Annotated in this window: 1 protein-coding gene; it reads right to left on the bottom strand. The window is 60.1% G+C overall.

From position 1 onward, the window contains the following. Nucleotides 1–126: 126 nt before the first annotated feature. Nucleotides 127–17,929, bottom strand: a 17,803-nt coding sequence (locus CKW22_RS20305) for an immunoglobulin-like domain-containing protein (protein ID WP_095064924.1), incomplete at its 5' end; no start/stop codon positions are given.

Here is a 17,929-nt window from a genome sequence, read left to right as displayed (position 1 = left end):
ACAGCAGCATAGGCAAAGATTTCCGGGCGCGCAGGCCCGGCGCAGGAGTATGCGCTGTCACGGGAAGGCAGGAAAGAGCCGGCGCCCACCCGGGCGGTCATACAGACCGCCCGGGTGGGCTGGGCATCAGCTGTCCTTGTTGTCGATACGGATGGTCGGGTCGCCACCGCTGATCAACGAGTTGATCGAGGTATTGGACCAGTTCACCCCTTCCAGCTTGATCGTCACATCGGCGTTGGCCAGGCCACCGGCGGCGTTGAGCTTGCCTTCGCTGCTGACCTGCAGCGTCGAGGAGCCGTCCACCGTGGTGATCTTCAGGTAGTTGTCGATGGTGCTGCCCTTCTCGAACTGAAGCAGATCCTTCAGGTCGATACGGTCGCCTTCGGCCACCTTGAAGTCCTTGATCACGTCATTGCCGAGGTCGCCCGACTTCCACACGAAGGTGTCGGCACCGCTACCGCCGATGAGGATATCGTCGCCCTGGCCACCGATCAGGATGTCCTTGCCAGTACCGCCCAGGAGGATGTCGTTACCTCTGCCACCATCGAGGGTGTCATCGCCGCCTTGGCCGAAGAGGATATCGTTGCCATTGCCGCCCGACAGGAAGTCCTTGCCGTCGTTGGCGCCGGAGATATCGAACTCGGTGTAGTGCTCGGTGATGTATTGGTGAACGTTGTTGGTGGTGATGGCACTGGCCTCGACACCGCTCTTCTGCGCAACGTACGCCTGCAGGGCCTGGTAGCCCTCGCTGACGACACCGTTGAGGCTGATCAGGTCACCGAAGATGATGTCGTTGCCGTTGCCGCCATCGACCTTGTCGGCGCCTGGCAGGGTCGCCTCGGAATGCCCGAGGATCGCGCTGGCCAGGTTGGATGGGTCGATATTGGCCTGCGGCTTGCCGGCGCTGTCGTATGGCTTCAGGTCGGTCAGGCTGACATCGTTGTTCAAACCAATTGCCTGGACCTTGCTTACGCCGTTAGTCCCGCCCAACAGGGCGAAGCTGGCAGAGGTGTTGTTCGCCGAATCCCAGTAGTTCCAGGAATCGGCATAACCGGTACCGCCCAGGCCGGAGAACTCGTAGGTGCCATCCCCTTGAGCATGAATCGTCCCGACAGTGCGGGTGGAATCAAGCACCAGGCTGCCCCAACGGTTTTCTGTGTAGGTCAGCACTTTGAGGGTGCCTTCGCTATTGATTTCAACTTTGTGCGTTGCGTCGGCCCAGACACTGAAGGTGTCACCCACCTTGTAGTTGTTGACGTTGACCACGTCATCCAGGTACTTGCCGCCGCTCCACAGGCGGTAATTGGTCGTCTCATTGGCCTGGTAATAGGTCGGCTTACCGTCGGTGATGAAGTAGGTCAGGTTCTCCGCGCTGCTGTTACCGGTAGCCATGGTGCTCTTGAAGAAGTTGGCCGTGGTCTTGAACACATCCTCATAGTTGGTACCACCGCCGTAGCTTGAACCACCCACCATTGAGTCCAGCACCGCCTGAAGCTTGGCCAGTGCGTCGGTATCGGCAAGGTTGACCGCCACGTTCTTGTTTACCTGGGTGTCGAAGTCGGCGATGAAGATATTCACCGTCCCCGAGGTATCCGAGCCCAGGCTGGCTTTCAGCGTCTGGAATACCGCAGCCAACTGCGCCTTGGCGGCATTGACGGACTGGGTGCTCATACTGCCCGAGCTGTCGACCATGAAGGCAATGTTGTAGTTCTTGCCCGCCACCACGTTCAGGCCAGCGACGTCGGCGACGATGATGTCGTTGCCTTCGCTGCCATTGATGGTGTCATCACCCGAGGTGCCCACCGTGGCCTTGTAGTTGGCGCCGTAGACAGTCACCGGGATCTTGCCGGTGATGCTGTCCGAGCCGCCGAGGCTTTCGGTGGCGGTCGATGTGACGGTGATGTCGAACGAGCCCTTGTAGTAGGCCGGCGGGGTCAGTGTCAGGCCGCTGAGTTTCCAGCCTGTCACGTCCACCGGCGTGCCGCCGACAGTCACGGTGTGGCCCGCACCATCGCTCAGCACAGTCCCTTTCGGAATGCCGCTGAGGGTCACGCTCAAGGTCTCGGAGCCATCGGTGTCGGTCAGGTTGGTGGTGATGCCAACCAGTTTGACCGAGCCACCTTCCGGCCCTTCGTTAAGCTTGTAGCCGTCGTAGTAGCTTTGGCCATTGACGTTGTGCAGGTCGGACACGCCCAGGCCAGCGTTGGCCATCTCGGTCACGTTCTGGTACATCGGGATGTTGCTGCTGCTCAGGTCGGTGACAGCACCGGAGCCCACCTGGATGTTCAGGTCATAGCTACCAGGGCCAGACTGGTTGGCGTGGTACACCTCGATCGGGTAGTAGCCGCTGGACGTTGGGGTGAAGGTGCCGGAAATCTGGCCACCTGCGCCCCAAGTCGCGGTCACCACGGTCTTGCCACCAATGGTGACGACCATGCTGTCATCGGCGATGCCGCTGAAGGTGTAGGTCTTGCCGGCCTCCAGGAAGAGCAGGCCCGAGGTTTTCGAACCGCTGCCAGCCGTAACGCTGCCATCGGACTGCACGTTGGTGGTGGTGGCGCTGGAGGCGGCATTACCGGAGTTGGCAAACACCGTTTTCAGCGCATCGCCAGTGATGCCGTTGCCGTCGGTGCCCAGGCCTTTCAAGGTGGTCCAGACGTCCTTGGTCAGGCCTTTGGACTCGACATCGCTGCTGCCGAAGCTCAGGGTCGGTTTGTCGGCCACCGGGCTGATGTCGACCTTCATGGTCACTTCGCTGCCCGAGTTGGTGCCGTCGTTCGGCTTGTACTTGAACTGCGCGTAGTCAGCCTGCTTGTTGCCGACGCCCGAGCCGCCGTAGCCATCGGTGCCCGACTGGTTCAGCGTCGGGACGAACTTGAGGTACTTGCTGCCGATATCGGCCTGGCTGACCACCTGGCCCACGGCCACATCGACCCACGCGGTGCCGTTGAAGAACTTCAGGCTACCGTCGACCGGCAGCGAGGTGATGGTCACGAACAGGCCGGTGTTGCCATCGGCATCGGTGACCTTGAAGTCGTTCCAGGCGAACAGGTAGTCGGTGTCTTCCACGCCATTGACCGCACCGCCAGTGGAGACCGGCAGATGGTCGTTGTCGAGGATGTTGGTGGTAACGCTCGCCTTGCTGCCATCGACCTGCAAGTTCTCGAAGTTGCCACCGGTAGCGGTTTCGATCTTGACGGTGAAGTTTTCGGTACCCTCAACCAGCTTGTCGTCGAGGGTCTTGATATCGAACGTGGCGCTGCTGCTGTTGGCCGGGATCTTCACGGTGGTGACTGCGGTGTAATCCTGGCCGTTGGCGGTGCCGCTGTAGGTCAGGGTAACGGTGACTTCTGCCTTGGACGGGTTGCTCAGGGTCAGCGTGTAGCGGCCGGTTTCGCCTTCGGTCAACGAGGTGGTGCCGGTGATGCCGATGGTGGTCACATCGCCCTGGTTGCCAGTGCCTGGTGTACCAACACCTGGCTCGTCGTTGACCACGGTGGTGGCCGTGGTCTTGTCCAGCGTCAGCGCCTCGAACTTGCTGGCACCGGCGCCGCCTACCGACTGCAGAGACAGGCCGACAGAGGTCTGGCCGATGTAGGCGTCGTCTGGTGCAGCCACAGTGACGAAGCCCGTCGCACTGTTGGCCGGCACGTTGACGATGGTTTTGCCGTCGCTCAGGGTGAAGGTCAGCGCGCCGTGGTTGTTGATCGGCAGGCCGTCCTTGCTGGTCAGGGTCACGGTGTAGGTGATCACGCCGCCTTCGGTAACCGAAGGGGTAGCAGTCAGCTTGGCGATGACTTCGTTCTGAGTGTCCTTGATGTCCACCGAGGCCGAAGGCTTGCTCACGACCAGGTTCTCGAACTGACGGCCATCCGGCACGCTGGTGCCGGTGATGCTGACGGTCAGCGAACCGGCATCGACGTACACGTCTTCGCCTTGTGCGTCGTGGGTGAAGATGGCCGAGGTTTCGCCCTTCTTGATCACCACCGACTTGCCTTCGGTCAGCTGTACGGTCAGGTCCTGGTCCAGGGCCTGTTTGATGCTGACGGTAAAGGTCGGCTTCTCGTTCTCGAAGACCGAGGCCTGGTTGGCAACGATGCTCAGTTCGACCTTGTCGCCCTGGTTGTTGCTGCCCGGGGTGCCCACGCCTGGCTCGTCGTTGACCGTGGTGGTGGCCGGGGCCTTGTCCAGGGTCAGGTTTTCGAACTTGCTGGCGCCGGCGCCGCCTACCGACTGCAGGGTCTGGCTGACGGAGCTCTGGCCGATGTAGACGTTATCCGGTGCAGCGACGGTAGCCGTACCCACGGTGCCGTTGGCCGGCACAGTGATGACGGTCTTGCCATCGCTCAGGGTGAAGGTCAGCGCGCCGTGGTTGTTGACCGGCAGGCCATCCTTGCTGGTCAGGGTGACGGTGTAGACGATCGAGCCACCTTCGGTAACCGACTCGGTTGCCGTGAGCTTGGCGATGACTTCGTTCGAGGTGTCCTTGATGTCCACCGAGGCCGAAGGCTTGCTCACGACCAGGTTCTCGAACTGACGGCCATCCGGCACGCTGGTGCCGGTGATGCTGACGGTCAGCGAACCGGCATCGACGTACACGTCTTCGCCTTGTGCGTCGTGGGTGAAGATGGCCGAGGTTTCGCCCTTCTTGATCACCACCGACTTGCCTTCGGTCAGCTGTACGGTCAGGTCCTGATCCAAGGCCTGTTTGATGCTGACGGTAAAGGTCGGCTTCTCGTTCTCGAAGACCGAGGCCTGGTTGGCAACGATGCTCAGTTCGACCTTGTCGCCCTGGTTACCGGTGCCCGGGGTGCCCGAGCCTGGTTCGTCGGTGACAGCGGTGCTGACTGGGGTCTTGTCCAGGACCAGGTTTTCGAACTTGCCAACATCAGCGCCATCAACCGAAGCGATCGACTTGATTACTGGGTCGTTGGTGCCGGTGTAGACGTTGTCCGGGGCAGACACGGTGGTGAAACCGCTGGTGCTGTTGGCCGGGACGGTGATGACCGTGGTGCCATCGCTCAGGGTGAAGGTCAGCGCCGAATGTTTATCAATCGGCAGACCGTCTTTGTTGGTCAAGGTGATGGTGTAGGTGATCGCACCGCCCTCGGTGACCGAAGGAGTAGCGGTCAGTTTGGCCACCACGTCGTCGGTGGTGTCAGTGACTTTGACCGACGCGGCCCCACCCAGCTGCAGGTTCTCGAAGGCGCGACCGTCTACATCGACGGCGGACTTGATGCCCAGGCTGATTTCACCGGCGTCCTTATAGACGTCGTCGCCCTGTGCAGCGTGGCTGTACGGCGCGCTGGTTTCGCCGGCCTTGATGGTGACCTGAGCATTGTTGCTCAGGGTCACGACCAGGTCGTGCGCCAGGGCGGTGTTGATGTGCACAGTGAAGGTCGGTTTGACGTTTTCAGCGACCGAAACCTGGTCGGCAGTAATGGTGACTTTGACCAGATCGCCTTCGTTGCCTGGAGTACCCGGCTCGTCGGTGACAGCGGTGCTGACTGGGGTTTTGTCCAGAACCAGGTTCTCGAACTTGCCGACATCAGCGCCGTCGACGCTGGCGATCGATTTGATCACTGGATCGTTGGTGCCGGTGTAGACGTTGTCCGGCGCGGTCACGGTGACGAAACCGCTGGTGCTGTTGGCCGGCACAGTAATGACCGTGGTGCCGTCGCTCAGCGTGAAGGTCAGGGCCGAATGTTTATCAATCGGCAGACCGTCTTTGTTGGTCAAGGTGATGGTGTAGGTGATCGCACCGCCTTCGGTGACCGAAGGAGTAGCGGTCAGTTTGGCCACAACGTCGTCGGTGGTGTCAGTCACTTTGACCGACGCGGCCCCACCCAGCTGCAGGTTCTCGAAGGCGCGGCCATCGATGTCTGCTGCCGACTTGATACCCAGGCTGATTTCACCGGCGTCCTTATAGACGTCGTCGCCTTGCGCAGCATGGCTGTACGGCGCGCTGGTTTCACCGGCCTTGATGGTCACAACTTCGTTGTTGCTCAGGGTCACGACCAGATCGTGGTCCAGGGCAGCGTTGATGTGAACGGTGAAGGTCGGTTTAACGTTTTCAGCGACCGAGACCTGGTCGGCAGTGATGGTGACCTTGACCAGGTCGCCACCGTTGCCAGTGCCTGGGGTGCCCGAACCAGGCTCGTCGGTGACAGCGGTGCTGACCGGAGTCTTGTCCAGAACCAGGTTCTCGAACTTGCCGACATCAGCGCCGTCGACGCTGGCGATCGATTTGATCACTGGATCGTTGCTACCGGTGTAAACGTTGTCCGGAGCAGTGACAGTCACGAAGCCCGAGGTGCCATTGGCTGGCACGGTGATGACGGTGGTGCCGTCGCTCAGGGTGAAGGTCAGGGCCGAGTGCTTGTCGATCGGCAGACCGTCTTTGTTGGTCAAGGTGATGGTGTAGGTGATCGCACCGCCTTCGGTGACCGAAGGAGTAGCGGTCAGTTTGGCCACAACGTCGTCGGTGGTATCGGTGACTTTGACCGACGCCGCATCGCCCAGCTGCAGGTTCTCGAAGGCACGGCCGTCGATGTCTGCTGCCGACTTGATGCCCAGGCTGATTTCACCGGCGTCCTTATAGACGTCGTCGCCTTGCGCAGCATGGCTGTACGGCGCGCTGGTTTCGCCGGCCTTGATGGTCACGACTTCGTTGTTGCTCAGGGTCACGACCAGGTCGTGGTCCAGGGCAGCGTTGATGTGAACGGTGAAGGTCGGTTTAACGTTTTCAGCAACCGAAACCTGGTCGGCAGTAATGGTGACTTTGACCAGATCGCCTTCGTTGCCTGGAGTACCCGGCTCGTCGGTGACAGCGGTGCTGACTGGGGTTTTGTCCAGAACCAGGTTCTCGAACTTGCCGACATCAGCGCCATCAACCGAAGCGATCGACTTGATCACTGGGTCGTTGGTGCCGGTGTAGACGTTGTCAGGCGCAGTAACGGTGACGAAGCCCGAGGTGCTGTTGGCCGGCACAGTAATGACCGTGGTGCCGTCGCTCAGGGTGAAAGTCAGGGCCGAGTGCTTGTCGATCGGCAGACCGTCTTTGTTGGTCAAGGTGATGGTGTAGGTGATCGCACCGCCTTCGGTGACCGAAGGAGTAGCGGTCAGTTTGGCCACAACGTCGTCGGTGGTATCGGTGACTTTGACCGACGCCGCATCGCCCAGCTGCAGGTTCTCGAAGGCACGGCCGTCGATGTCTGCTGCCGACTTGATGCCCAGGCTGATTTCACCGGCGTCCTTATAGACGTCGTCGCCTTGCGCAGCATGGCTGTACGGCGCGCTGGTTTCGCCGGCCTTGATGGTCACGACTTCGTTGTTGCTCAGGGTCACGACCAGGTCGTGGTCCAGGGCAGCGTTGATGTGAACGGTGAAGGTCGGTTTAACGTTTTCAGCAACCGAAACCTGGTCGGCAGTAATGGTGACTTTGACCAGATCGCCTTCGTTGCCTGGAGTACCCGGCTCGTCGGTGACAGCGGTGCTGACTGGGGTTTTGTCCAGAACCAGGTTCTCGAACTTGCCGACATCAGCGCCGTCGACGCTGGCGATCGATTTGATCACTGGATCGTTGGTGCCGGTGTAAACGTTGTCCGGAGCAGTGACAGTCACGAAGCCCGAAGTGCCATTGGCTGGCACGGTGATGACCGTGGTGCCGTCGCTCAAGGTGAAGGTCAGGGCCGAGTGCTTGTCGATCGGCAGACCGTCTTTGTTGGTCAGCGTGATGGTGTAGGTGATCGCACCACCTTCGGTGACCGAAGGTGTTGCAGTCAGCTTGGCCACTACGTCGTCAGTGGTGTCAGTCACTTTGACCGACGCGGCCCCACCCAGCTGCAGGTTCTCGAAGGCGCGGCCATCGATGTCTGCTGCCGACTTGATACCCAGGCTGATTTCGCCGGCGTCTTTGTAAACGTCGTCGCCTTGCGCATCGTGGCTATACGGCGCACTGGTTTCGCCGGCCTTGATGGTCACGACTTCGTTGTTGCTCAGGGTCACGACAAGGTCGTGGTCCAAGGCAGCGTTGATGTGAACGGTGAAGGTCGGTTTGACGTTCTCGGCAACCGAGACCTGATCGGCGGTGATGGTGACCTTGACCAGGTCGCCACCGTTGCCAGTGCCTGGAGTGCCAGAGCCTGGCTCGTCGGTGACAGCGGTGCTGACCGGGGTCTTGTCCAGAACCAGGTTTTCGAACTTGCCGACATCGGCGCCATCAACCGAAGCGATCGACTTGATCACTGGGTCGTTGGTGCCGGTGTAGACGTTGTCAGGCGCAGTAACGGTGACGAAGCCCGAGGTGCTGTTGGCCGGCACAGTAATGACCGTGGTGCCGTCGCTCAGGGTGAAAGTCAGGGCCGAGTGCTTGTCGATCGGCAGACCGTCTTTGTTGGTCAAGGTGATGGTGTAGGTGATCGCACCGCCTTCGGTGACCGAAGGAGTAGCGGTCAGTTTGGCCACAACGTCGTCGGTGGTGTCAGTCACTTTGACCGACGCCGCATCACCCAGTTGCAGGTTTTCAAAGGCACGACCGTCGACATCGACGGCGGACTTGATACCCAGGCTGATTTCGCCGGCGTCTTTGTAGACGTCGTCGCCCTGCGCGTCGTGGCTATACGGCGCGCTGGTTTCGCCCGCCTTGATGGTGACGGTGGCGTTGTTGCTCAGGGTCACGACCAGGTCGTGCGCCAGCGCGGTGTTGATGTGGACGGTGAAGGTTGGCTTCACGTTCTCGGCAACCGAGACCTGGTCAGCGGTGATAGTGACCTTGACCAAGTCGCCACCGTTGCCAGTGCCTGGAGTGCCAGAGCCTGGCTCGTCGGTGACAGCGGTGCTGACCGGGGTCTTGTCCAGGACCAGGTTCTCGAACTTACCGACATCAGCGCCATCAACCGAAGCGATCGACTTGATCACTGGGTCGTTCGCACCGACGTAGTCGTTGTCCGGAGCAGTGACAGTGACAGTGCCAACAGTGCTGTTGGCCGGCACGGTAATGACGGTTGTCCCGTCGCTCAGCGTGAAGGTCAGCGCCGAGTGTTTGTCGATCGGCAGACCGTCTTTGTTGGTCAGCGTGATGGTGTAAGTGATTGCACCGCCTTCGGTCACCGAAGGGGTAGCGGTCAGTTTGGCAACCACGTCGTCGGTGGTATCGGTGACTTTGACCGACGCCGCATCGCCCAACTGCAGGTTTTCGAAGGCACGACCGTCTACATCGACGGCGGACTTGATGCCCAAGTTGATCTCACCGGCATCTTTGTAAACGTCGTCGCCCTGCGCGTCGTGAGCGTACGGCGCGCTGGTTTCACCGGCCTTGATGGTGACAACTTCGTTGTTGCTCAGGGTCACGACAAGGTCGTGGTCCAGGGCAGCGTTGATGTGAACGGTGAAGGTCGGTTTAACGTTTTCAGCGACCGAGACCTGGTCGGCAGTGATGGTGACCTTGACCAGGTCGCCACCGTTGCCAGTGCCTGGGGTGCCCGAACCAGGCTCGTCGGTAACAGCAGTGCTGACCGGCGTCTTGTCCAGAACCAGGTTCTCGAACTTGCCGACATCAGCGCCGTCAACGCTGGCGATCGATTTGATCACTGGATCGTTGGTACCGGTGTAAACGTTGTCCGGAGCAGTGACAGTCACAAAGCCCGAAGTGCCATTGGCTGGCACGGTGATGACGGTGGTGCCGTCGCTCAGGGTGAAGGTCAGGGCCGAATGTTTATCGATCGGCAGACCGTCTTTGTTGGTCAGCGTGATGGTGTAGGTGATCTCGCCACCTTCGGTCACCGAAGGGGTAGCGGTCAGCTTGGCAATGACATCGTCAGTGGTGTCGGTGACTTTGACCGACGCCGCGTCGCCCAGCTGCAAGTTCTCGAAGGCACGGCCATCGACATCGGCGGCGGACTTGATACCCAGGCTGATTTCGCCGGCGTCTTTGTAGACGTCGTCGCCCTGTGCAGCGTGGCTGTACGGCGCGCTGGTTTCGCCAGCCTTGATGGTCACAACTTCGTTGTTGCTCAGGGTCACGACAAGGTCGTGATCCAGGGCGGTATTGATGTGGACGGTGAAGGTCGGTTTAACGTTTTCAGCGACCGAAACCTGGTCGGCAGTAATGGTGACTTTGACCAGATCGCCTTCGTTGCCTGGAGTACCTGGCTCGTCGGTGACAGCGGTGCTGACCGGGGTCTTGTCCAGGACCAGGTTCTCGAACTTGCCGACATCGGCGCCATCAACCGAAGCGATCGACTTGATTACTGGGTCGTTGGTGCCGGTGTAGACGTTGTCCGGGGCAGCCACGGTGGTGAAACCGCTGGTGCTGTTGGCCGGGACGGTGATGACCGTGGTGCCATCGCTCAGGGTGAAGGTCAGCGCCGAATGTTTATCAATCGGCAGACCGTCTTTGTTGGTCAAGGTGATGGTGTAGGTGATCGCACCACCTTCGGTGACAGAAGGAGTAGCGGTCAGCTTGGCCACCACGTCATCGGTGGTATCGGTGACTTTGACCGACGCCGCATCGCCCAGCTGCAGGTTCTCGAAGGCACGGCCGTCGATGTCTGCTGCCGACTTGATGCCCAGGCTGATTTCGCCGGCATCTTTGTAGACGTCGTCGCCCTGTGCAGCATGGCTGTACGGCGCGCTGGTTTCGCCGGCCTTGATGGTCACAACTTCGTTGTTGCTCAGGGTCACGACAAGGTCGTGGTCCAGGGCAGCGTTGATGTGAACGGTGAAGGTCGGTTTAACGTTTTCAGCGACCGAGACCTGGTCGGCAGTGATGGTGACCTTGACCAGGTCGCCACCGTTGCCAGTGCCTGGGGTGCCCGAACCAGGCTCGTCGGTAACAGCAGTGCTGACCGGAGTCTTGTCCAGAACCAGGTTCTCGAACTTGCCGACATCAGCGCCGTCGACGCTGGCGATCGATTTGATCACTGGATCGTTGGTGCCGGTGTAAACGTTGTCCGGAGCAGTGACAGTCACGAAGCCCGAGGTGCCATTGGCTGGCACGGTGATGACCGTGGTGCCATCGCTCAGGGTGAAGGTCAGCGCCGAATGTTTATCGATCGGCAGACCGTCTTTGTTGGTCAGCGTGATGGTGTAGGTGATCTCGCCACCTTCGGTCACCGAAGGGGTAGCGGTCAGCTTGGCAATGACATCGTCAGTGGTGTCGGTGACTTTGACCGACGCCGCGTCGCCCAGCTGCAGGTTCTCGAAGGCGCGACCGTCTACATCGACGGCGGACTTGATGCCCAGGCTGATTTCACCGGCGTCCTTATAGACGTCGTCGCCTTGCGCAGCATGGCTGTACGGCGCGCTGGTTTCGCCGGCCTTGATGGTGACGGTGGCGTTGTTGCTCAGGGTCACGACCAGGTCGTGCGCCAGCGCGGTGTTGATGTGGACGGTGAAGGTCGGCTTCACGTTCTCGGCAACCGAGACCTGGTCAGCGGTGATAGTGACCTTGACCAGGTCGCCTTCGTTGCCCGGAGTACCTGGCTCGTCGGTGACAGCGGTGCTGACCGGGGTCTTGTCCAGGACCAGGTTTTCGAACTTGCCAACATCGGCGCCATCAACCGAAGCGATCGACTTGATCACTGGGTCGTTGGTGCCGGTGTAGACGTTGTCCGGAGCAGTCACGGTGACGAAACCGCTGGTGCTGTTGGCCGGGACGGTGATGACGGTGGTGCCATCGCTCAGGGTGAAGGTCAGGGCCGAGTGTTTATCGATCGGCAGACCGTCTTTGTTGGTCAGGGTGATGGTGTAGGTGATCGCACCACCTTCGGTGACCGAAGGCGTTGCAGTCAGCTTGGCCACCACGTCGTCGGTGGTGTCAGTGACTTTGACCGACGCCGCATCGCCCAGCTGCAGGTTCTCGAAGGCACGGCCGCCGATGTCTGCTGCCGACTTGATGCCCAGGCTGATTTCGCCGGCGTCTTTGTAGACGTCGTCGCCCTGTGCAGCGTGGCTGTACGGCGCGCTGGTTTCGCCGGCCTTGATGGTCACAACTTCGTTGTTGCTCAGGGTCACGACAAGGTCGTGGTCCAGGGCAGCGTTGATGTGGACGGTGAAGGTCGGCTTCACGTTCTCTGCGACCGAAACCTGGTCGGCGGTGATGGTGACCTTGACCAGGTCGCCTTCGTTGCCCGGAGTACCTGGCTCGTCAGTGACCGTAGTGCTGACCGGCGTCTTGTCCAGAACCAGGTTCTCGAACTTCCACGCATCAGCGCCGCTGACTGCTTGCAAGCTCTGCTCAACCGGTGCGTTGGTGCCGACGTAGACGTTGTCCGGTGCAGTCACGGTGGTGAAACCGCTGGTGCTGTTAGCCGGGACAGTGATGACCGTTTTGCCGTCACTCAGGGTGAAGTACAACGGCGCGTGGTTATCGATCGGCAGACCGTCTTTGTTGGTCAGCGTAACGGTATAGGTGATCTCGCCACCTTCGGTCACCGAAGGGGTAGCGGTCAGCTTGGCGATAACATCGTCGGTGGTGTCGGTGACTTTGACCGACGCCGCCTCGCCCAGCTGCAGGTTTTCAAAGGTCCGACCGTCAACATCGACCGCCGATTTGATACCCAAGCCGATTTCACCGGCGTCTTTGTAGACGTCGTCGCCCTGCGCGTCGTGGGTGTAAGGTTCGCTGCTGGTTTCACCGGCCTTGATGGTGACCTGAGCATTGTTGCTCAGGGTCACGACCAGGTCGTGCGCCAGGGCGGTGTTGATGTGCACAGTGAAGGTCGGCTTCACGTTCTCTGCGACCGAAACCTGGTCTGCGGTGATAGTGACCTTGACCACATCACCTTCGTTGCCTGGTGTACCCGGCTCGTCGGTGACCGTAGTGCTGACCGGGGTCTTGTCCAGAACCAGGTTCTCGAACTTCCACGCATCAGCGCCGCTGACTGCTTGCAAGCTCTGCTCTACCGGTGCGTTGGTGCCGACGTAGACGTTGTCCGGTGCAGTCACGGTGGTGAAACCGCTGGTGCTGTTAGCCGGGACAGTGATGACCGTTTTGCCGTCACTCAGGGTGAAGTACAACGGCGCGTGGTTGTCGATCGGCAGACCGTCTTTGTTGGTCAGGGTGACGGTGTAGGTGATCTCGCCACCTTCGGTAACCGAAGACGTAGCAGTCAGCTTGGCCACCACGTCATCGGCGGTATCGGTGACTTTGACCGACGCGGCATCACCCAGTTGCAGGTTCTCGAAGGCACGGCCATCGATGTCGGCTGCCGACTTGATGCCCAGGTTGATCTCACCGGCATCTTTGTAAACGTCGTCGCCCTGCGCGTCGTGAGCGTACGGCGCGCTGGTTTCACCGGCCTTGATGGTGACGGTGGAATTGTTGCTCAGGGTCACGACCAGGTCGTGCGCCAGCGCGGTGTTGATGTGGACGGTGAAGGTCGGCTTCACGTTCTCGGCAACCGAGACTTGGTCAGCGGTGATAGTAACTTTGACCAGATCGCCTTCGTTGCCTGGAGTACCCGGCTCGTCGGTGACAGCGGTGCTGACCGGGGTCTTGTCGAGAACCAGGTTTTCGAACTTGCCAACATCGGCGCCATCAACCGAAGCGATCGACTTGATCACTGGGTCGTTGGTGCCGGTGTAAACGTTGTCCGGAGCAGTGACAGTCACAGAGCCCGAGGTGCCATTGGCTGGCACGGTGATCACGGTGGTGCCGTCGCTCAGCGTGAAGGTCAGCGCCGAATGTTTATCGATCGGCAGACCATCTTTGTTGGTCAGGGTGATGGTGTAAGTGATTGCACCACCTTCGGTGACCGAAGGTGTGGCGGTCAGCTTGGCAACCACGTCGTCGGTGGTGTCGGTGACTTTGACCGACGCCGCATCGCCCAGTTGCAGGTTTTCAAAGGCACGACCGTCGACATCGACGGCGGACTTGATACCCAGGCTGATTTCGCCGGCGTCTTTGTAGACGTCGTCGCCCTGCGCGTCGTGGCTATACGGCGCGCTGGTTTCGCCCGCCTTGATGGTGACCTGAGCATTGTTGCTCAGGGTCACGACCAGGTCGTGGGCCAGGGCGGTATTGATGTGGACGGTGAAGGTCGGCTTCACGTTCTCGGCAACCGAGACTTGGTCAGCAGTGATGGTGACTTTGACCACGTCGCCTTCGTTGCCTGGGGTGCTCGGCTCGTCAGTCACAGTAGTGCTGACCGGCGTCTTATCCAGAACGAGGTTTTCGAACTTCCAAGCATCAGCGCCGCTGACTGCTTGCAGGCTCTGCTCTACCGGCGCGTTGGTCCCAACGTAAACGTTGTCAGGCGCGGTAACGGTGACGAAGCCCGAGGTGCTGTTGGCCGGCACAGTGATGACCGTTTTGCCGTCACTCAGGGTGAAGTACAACGGCGAGTGGTTATCGATCGGCAGACCGTCTTTGTTGGTCAGCGTAACGGTATAGGTGATCTCGCCACCTTCGGTCACCGAAGGGGTAGCGGTCAGCTTGGCGATAACATCGTCGGTGGTGTCGGTGACTTTGACCGACGCCGCCTCGCCCAGCTGCAGGTTTTCAAAGGTCCGACCGTCAACATCGACCGCCGATTTGATACCCAGGCCGATTTCACCGGCGTCTTTGTAGACGTCGTCGCCCTGCGCGTCGTGGGTGTAAGGTTCGCTGCTGGTTTCACCGGCCTTGATGGTGACCTGAGCATTGTTGCTCAGGGTCACGACCAGATCGTGCGCCAGGGCGGTGTTGATGTGCACAGTGAAGGTCGGTTTGACGTTTTCCGCAACCGAGACTTGGTCTGCGGTGATAGTGACCTTGACCACATCACCTTCGTTGCCTGGTGTACCCGGCTCGTCGGTGACCGTAGTGCTGACCGGCGTCTTGTCCAGAACGAGGTTTTCGAACTTCCAAGCATCAGCGCCGCTGACTGCTTGCAGGCTCTGCTCTACCGGCGCGTTGGTGCCAACGTAAACGTTGTCAGGCGCAGTCACGGTAGTGAAACCGCTGGTGCTGTTGGCCGCTACGGTAATGACCGTTTTGCCGTCACTCAGGGTGAAGTACAACGGCGCGTGGTTGTCGATCGGCAGACCGTCTTTGTTGGTCAGCGTAACGGTATAGGTGATCTCGCCACCTTCGGTCACCGAAGGGGTAGCAGTCAGTTTGGCAATGACATCGTCGGTGGTATCGGTGACTTTGACCGACGCCGCGTCGCCCAGTTGCAGGTTCTCGAAGGCGCGACCATCGATGTCTACTGCCGATTTGATACCCAGACTGATTTCGCCGGCGTCCTTATAGACGTCGTCGCCCTGCGCATCGTGGGTGTAAGGCTCGCTCGAAGTCTCACCAGCCTTGATGGTGACCTGAGCGTTGTTGCTCAGGGTCACGACCAGGTCGTGCGCCAACGCGGTGTTGATGTGGACGGTGAAGGTCGGTTTGACGTTCTCGGCAACCGAGACCTGGTCAGCAGTGATGGTGACTTTGACCACGTCGCCTTCGTTGCCTGGGGTGCCCGGCTCGTCGGTCACAGTAGTGCTGACCGGCGTCTTATCCAGAACGAGGTTTTCGAACTTCCAAGCATCAGCGCCGCTGACTGCTTGCAGGCTCTGCTCAACCGGCGCGTTAGTCCCAACGTAAACGTTGTCAGGCGCGGTAACGGTGACGAAGCCCGAGGTGCTGTTGGCCGGCACAGTAATGACCGTGGTGCCGTCGCTCAGGGTGAAAGTCAGGGCCGAGTGTTTGTCGATCGGCAGACCGTCTTTGTTGGTCAGCGTGATGGTGTAGGTGATCTCGCCACCTTCGGTCACCGAAGGGGTAGCGGTCAGTTTGGCAACCACGTCGTCGGTGGTATCGGTGACTTTGACCGACGCCGCATCGCCCAACTGCAGGTTTTCGAAGGCACGACCGTCTACATCGACGGCGGACTTGATGCCCAAGTTGATCTCACCGGCATCTTTGTAAACGTCGTCGCCCTGCGCGTCGTGAGCGTACGGCGCGCTGGTTTCACCGGCCTTGATGGTAACCGTGGCATTGTTGCTCAGGGTCACGACCAGGTCGTGCGCCAGCGCGGTGTTGATGTGGACGGTGAAGGTCGGCTTCACGTTCTCGGCAACCGAAACCTGATCGGCCGTGATGGTGACCTTGACCAGATCGCCTTCGTTGCCCGGAGTACCTGGCTCGTCGGTGACAGCGGTGCTGACTGGGGTTTTGTCCAGAACCAGGTTCTCGAACTTACCGACATCAGCGCCATCAACCGAAGCGATCGACTTGATCACTGGGTCGTTCGCACCGACGTAGTCGTTGTCCGGAGCAGTGACAGTGACAGTGCCAACAGTGCTGTTGGCCGGCACGGTAATGACGGTGGTGCCGTCGCTCAGGGTGAAAGTCAGGGCCGAGTGTTTGTCGATCGGCAGACCGTCTTTGTTGGTCAGCGTGATGGTGTAGGTGATCTCGCCACCTTCGGTCACCGAAGGGGTAGCGGTCAGTTTGGCAACCACGTCGTCGGTGGTATCGGTGACTTTGACCGACGCCGCATCGCCCAACTGCAGGTTTTCGAAGGCACGACCGTCTACATCGACGGCGGACTTGATGCCCAAGTTGATCTCACCGGCATCTTTGTAAACGTCGTCGCCCTGCGCGTCGTGAGCGTACGGCGCGCTGGTTTCACCGGCCTTGATGGTAACCGTGGCATTGTTGCTCAGGGTCACGACCAGGTCGTGCGCCAGCGCGGTGTTGATGTGAACGGTGAAGGTCGGCTTCACGTTCTCGGCAACCGAGACTTGGTCAGCGGTGATAGTGACCTTGACCAGATCACCTTCGTTGCCTGGGGTACCTGGCTCGTCGGTCACCGTGGTGCTGACCGGGGTCTTGTCCAAGGTGAGTTGTTCGAACTTCCAGGCGTCTGCGCCGCTGACCGCTTGCAAGCTCTGCTCAACCGGGGCGTTAGTGCCGACATAAACGTTGTCTGGTGCAGTAACGGTGGTGAAACCGGTGGTGCTGTTGGCCGGGACGGTAATGACCGTTTTACCGTCACTCAAGGTGAAGTACAGCGGCGAGTGATTGTTGATCGGCAAACCGTCTTTGTTGGTCAGGGTGACGGTGTACGTAATCTCGCCTCCTTCGGTGACCGAAGGCGTAGCGGTCAGCTTGGCGATGACTTCGTCGGTGGTGTCGGTGACTTTGACCGACGCGGCATCACCCAGCTGCAGGTTCTCGAAAGCACGGCCATCGACATCGACGGCGGACTTGATACCCAGGCTGATCTCACCGGCGTCCTGGTAAACGTCGTCGCCTTGCGCATCGTGGCTGTAGGGCGCGCTGGTTTCGCCAGCCTTGATGGTGACGGTGGCATTGTTGCTCAGGGTCACGACCAGGTCGTGGTCCAGGGCAGTGTTGATGTGAACGGTGAAGCTCGGTTGGACGTTCTCGGCGACCGATACCTGGTCAGCGGTGATGGTGACTTTGACCACGTCGCCTTCGTTGCCCGGAGTACCTGGCTCGTCGGTAACCGTAGTGCTGACCGGGGTCTTGTCCAAGGTCAGTTGCTCGAACTTCCACGCGTCTGCGCCGCTGACCGATTGCAGGCTCTGCTCTACCGGGGTGTTGCTGCCCACGTAGACATTATCCGGAGCAGTAACAGTGGCCGTACCGACGGTGCCGTTGGCTGGCACTGTGATGACCGTTTTGCCGTCGCTCAGGGTGAAGTAGAGCGGCGAGTGGTTGTTGATTGGCAAACCGTCTTTGTTGGTCAGGGTGACGGTGTACGTAATCTCGCCTCCTTCGGTGACCGAAGGCGTAGCGGTCAGCTTGGCGATGACTTCGTCGGTGGTGTCGGTGACTTTGACCGACGCGGCATCACCCAGCTGCAGGTTCTCGAAAGCACGGCCATCGACATCGACGGCGGACTTGATACCCAGGCTGATCTCACCGGCGTCCTGGTAAACGTCGTCGCCTTGCGCATCGTGGCTGTAGGGCGCGCTGGTTTCGCCCCGC

The organism is Pseudomonas sp. Irchel s3f19, from assembly GCF_900187555.1.
GTDB classification, from domain to species: Bacteria; Pseudomonadota; Gammaproteobacteria; order Pseudomonadales; family Pseudomonadaceae; genus Aquipseudomonas; species Aquipseudomonas capeferrum.
The sequence above is the reverse complement of the archived record's forward strand: the minus strand, read 5'-3'. Positions and strand labels throughout refer to the sequence as shown.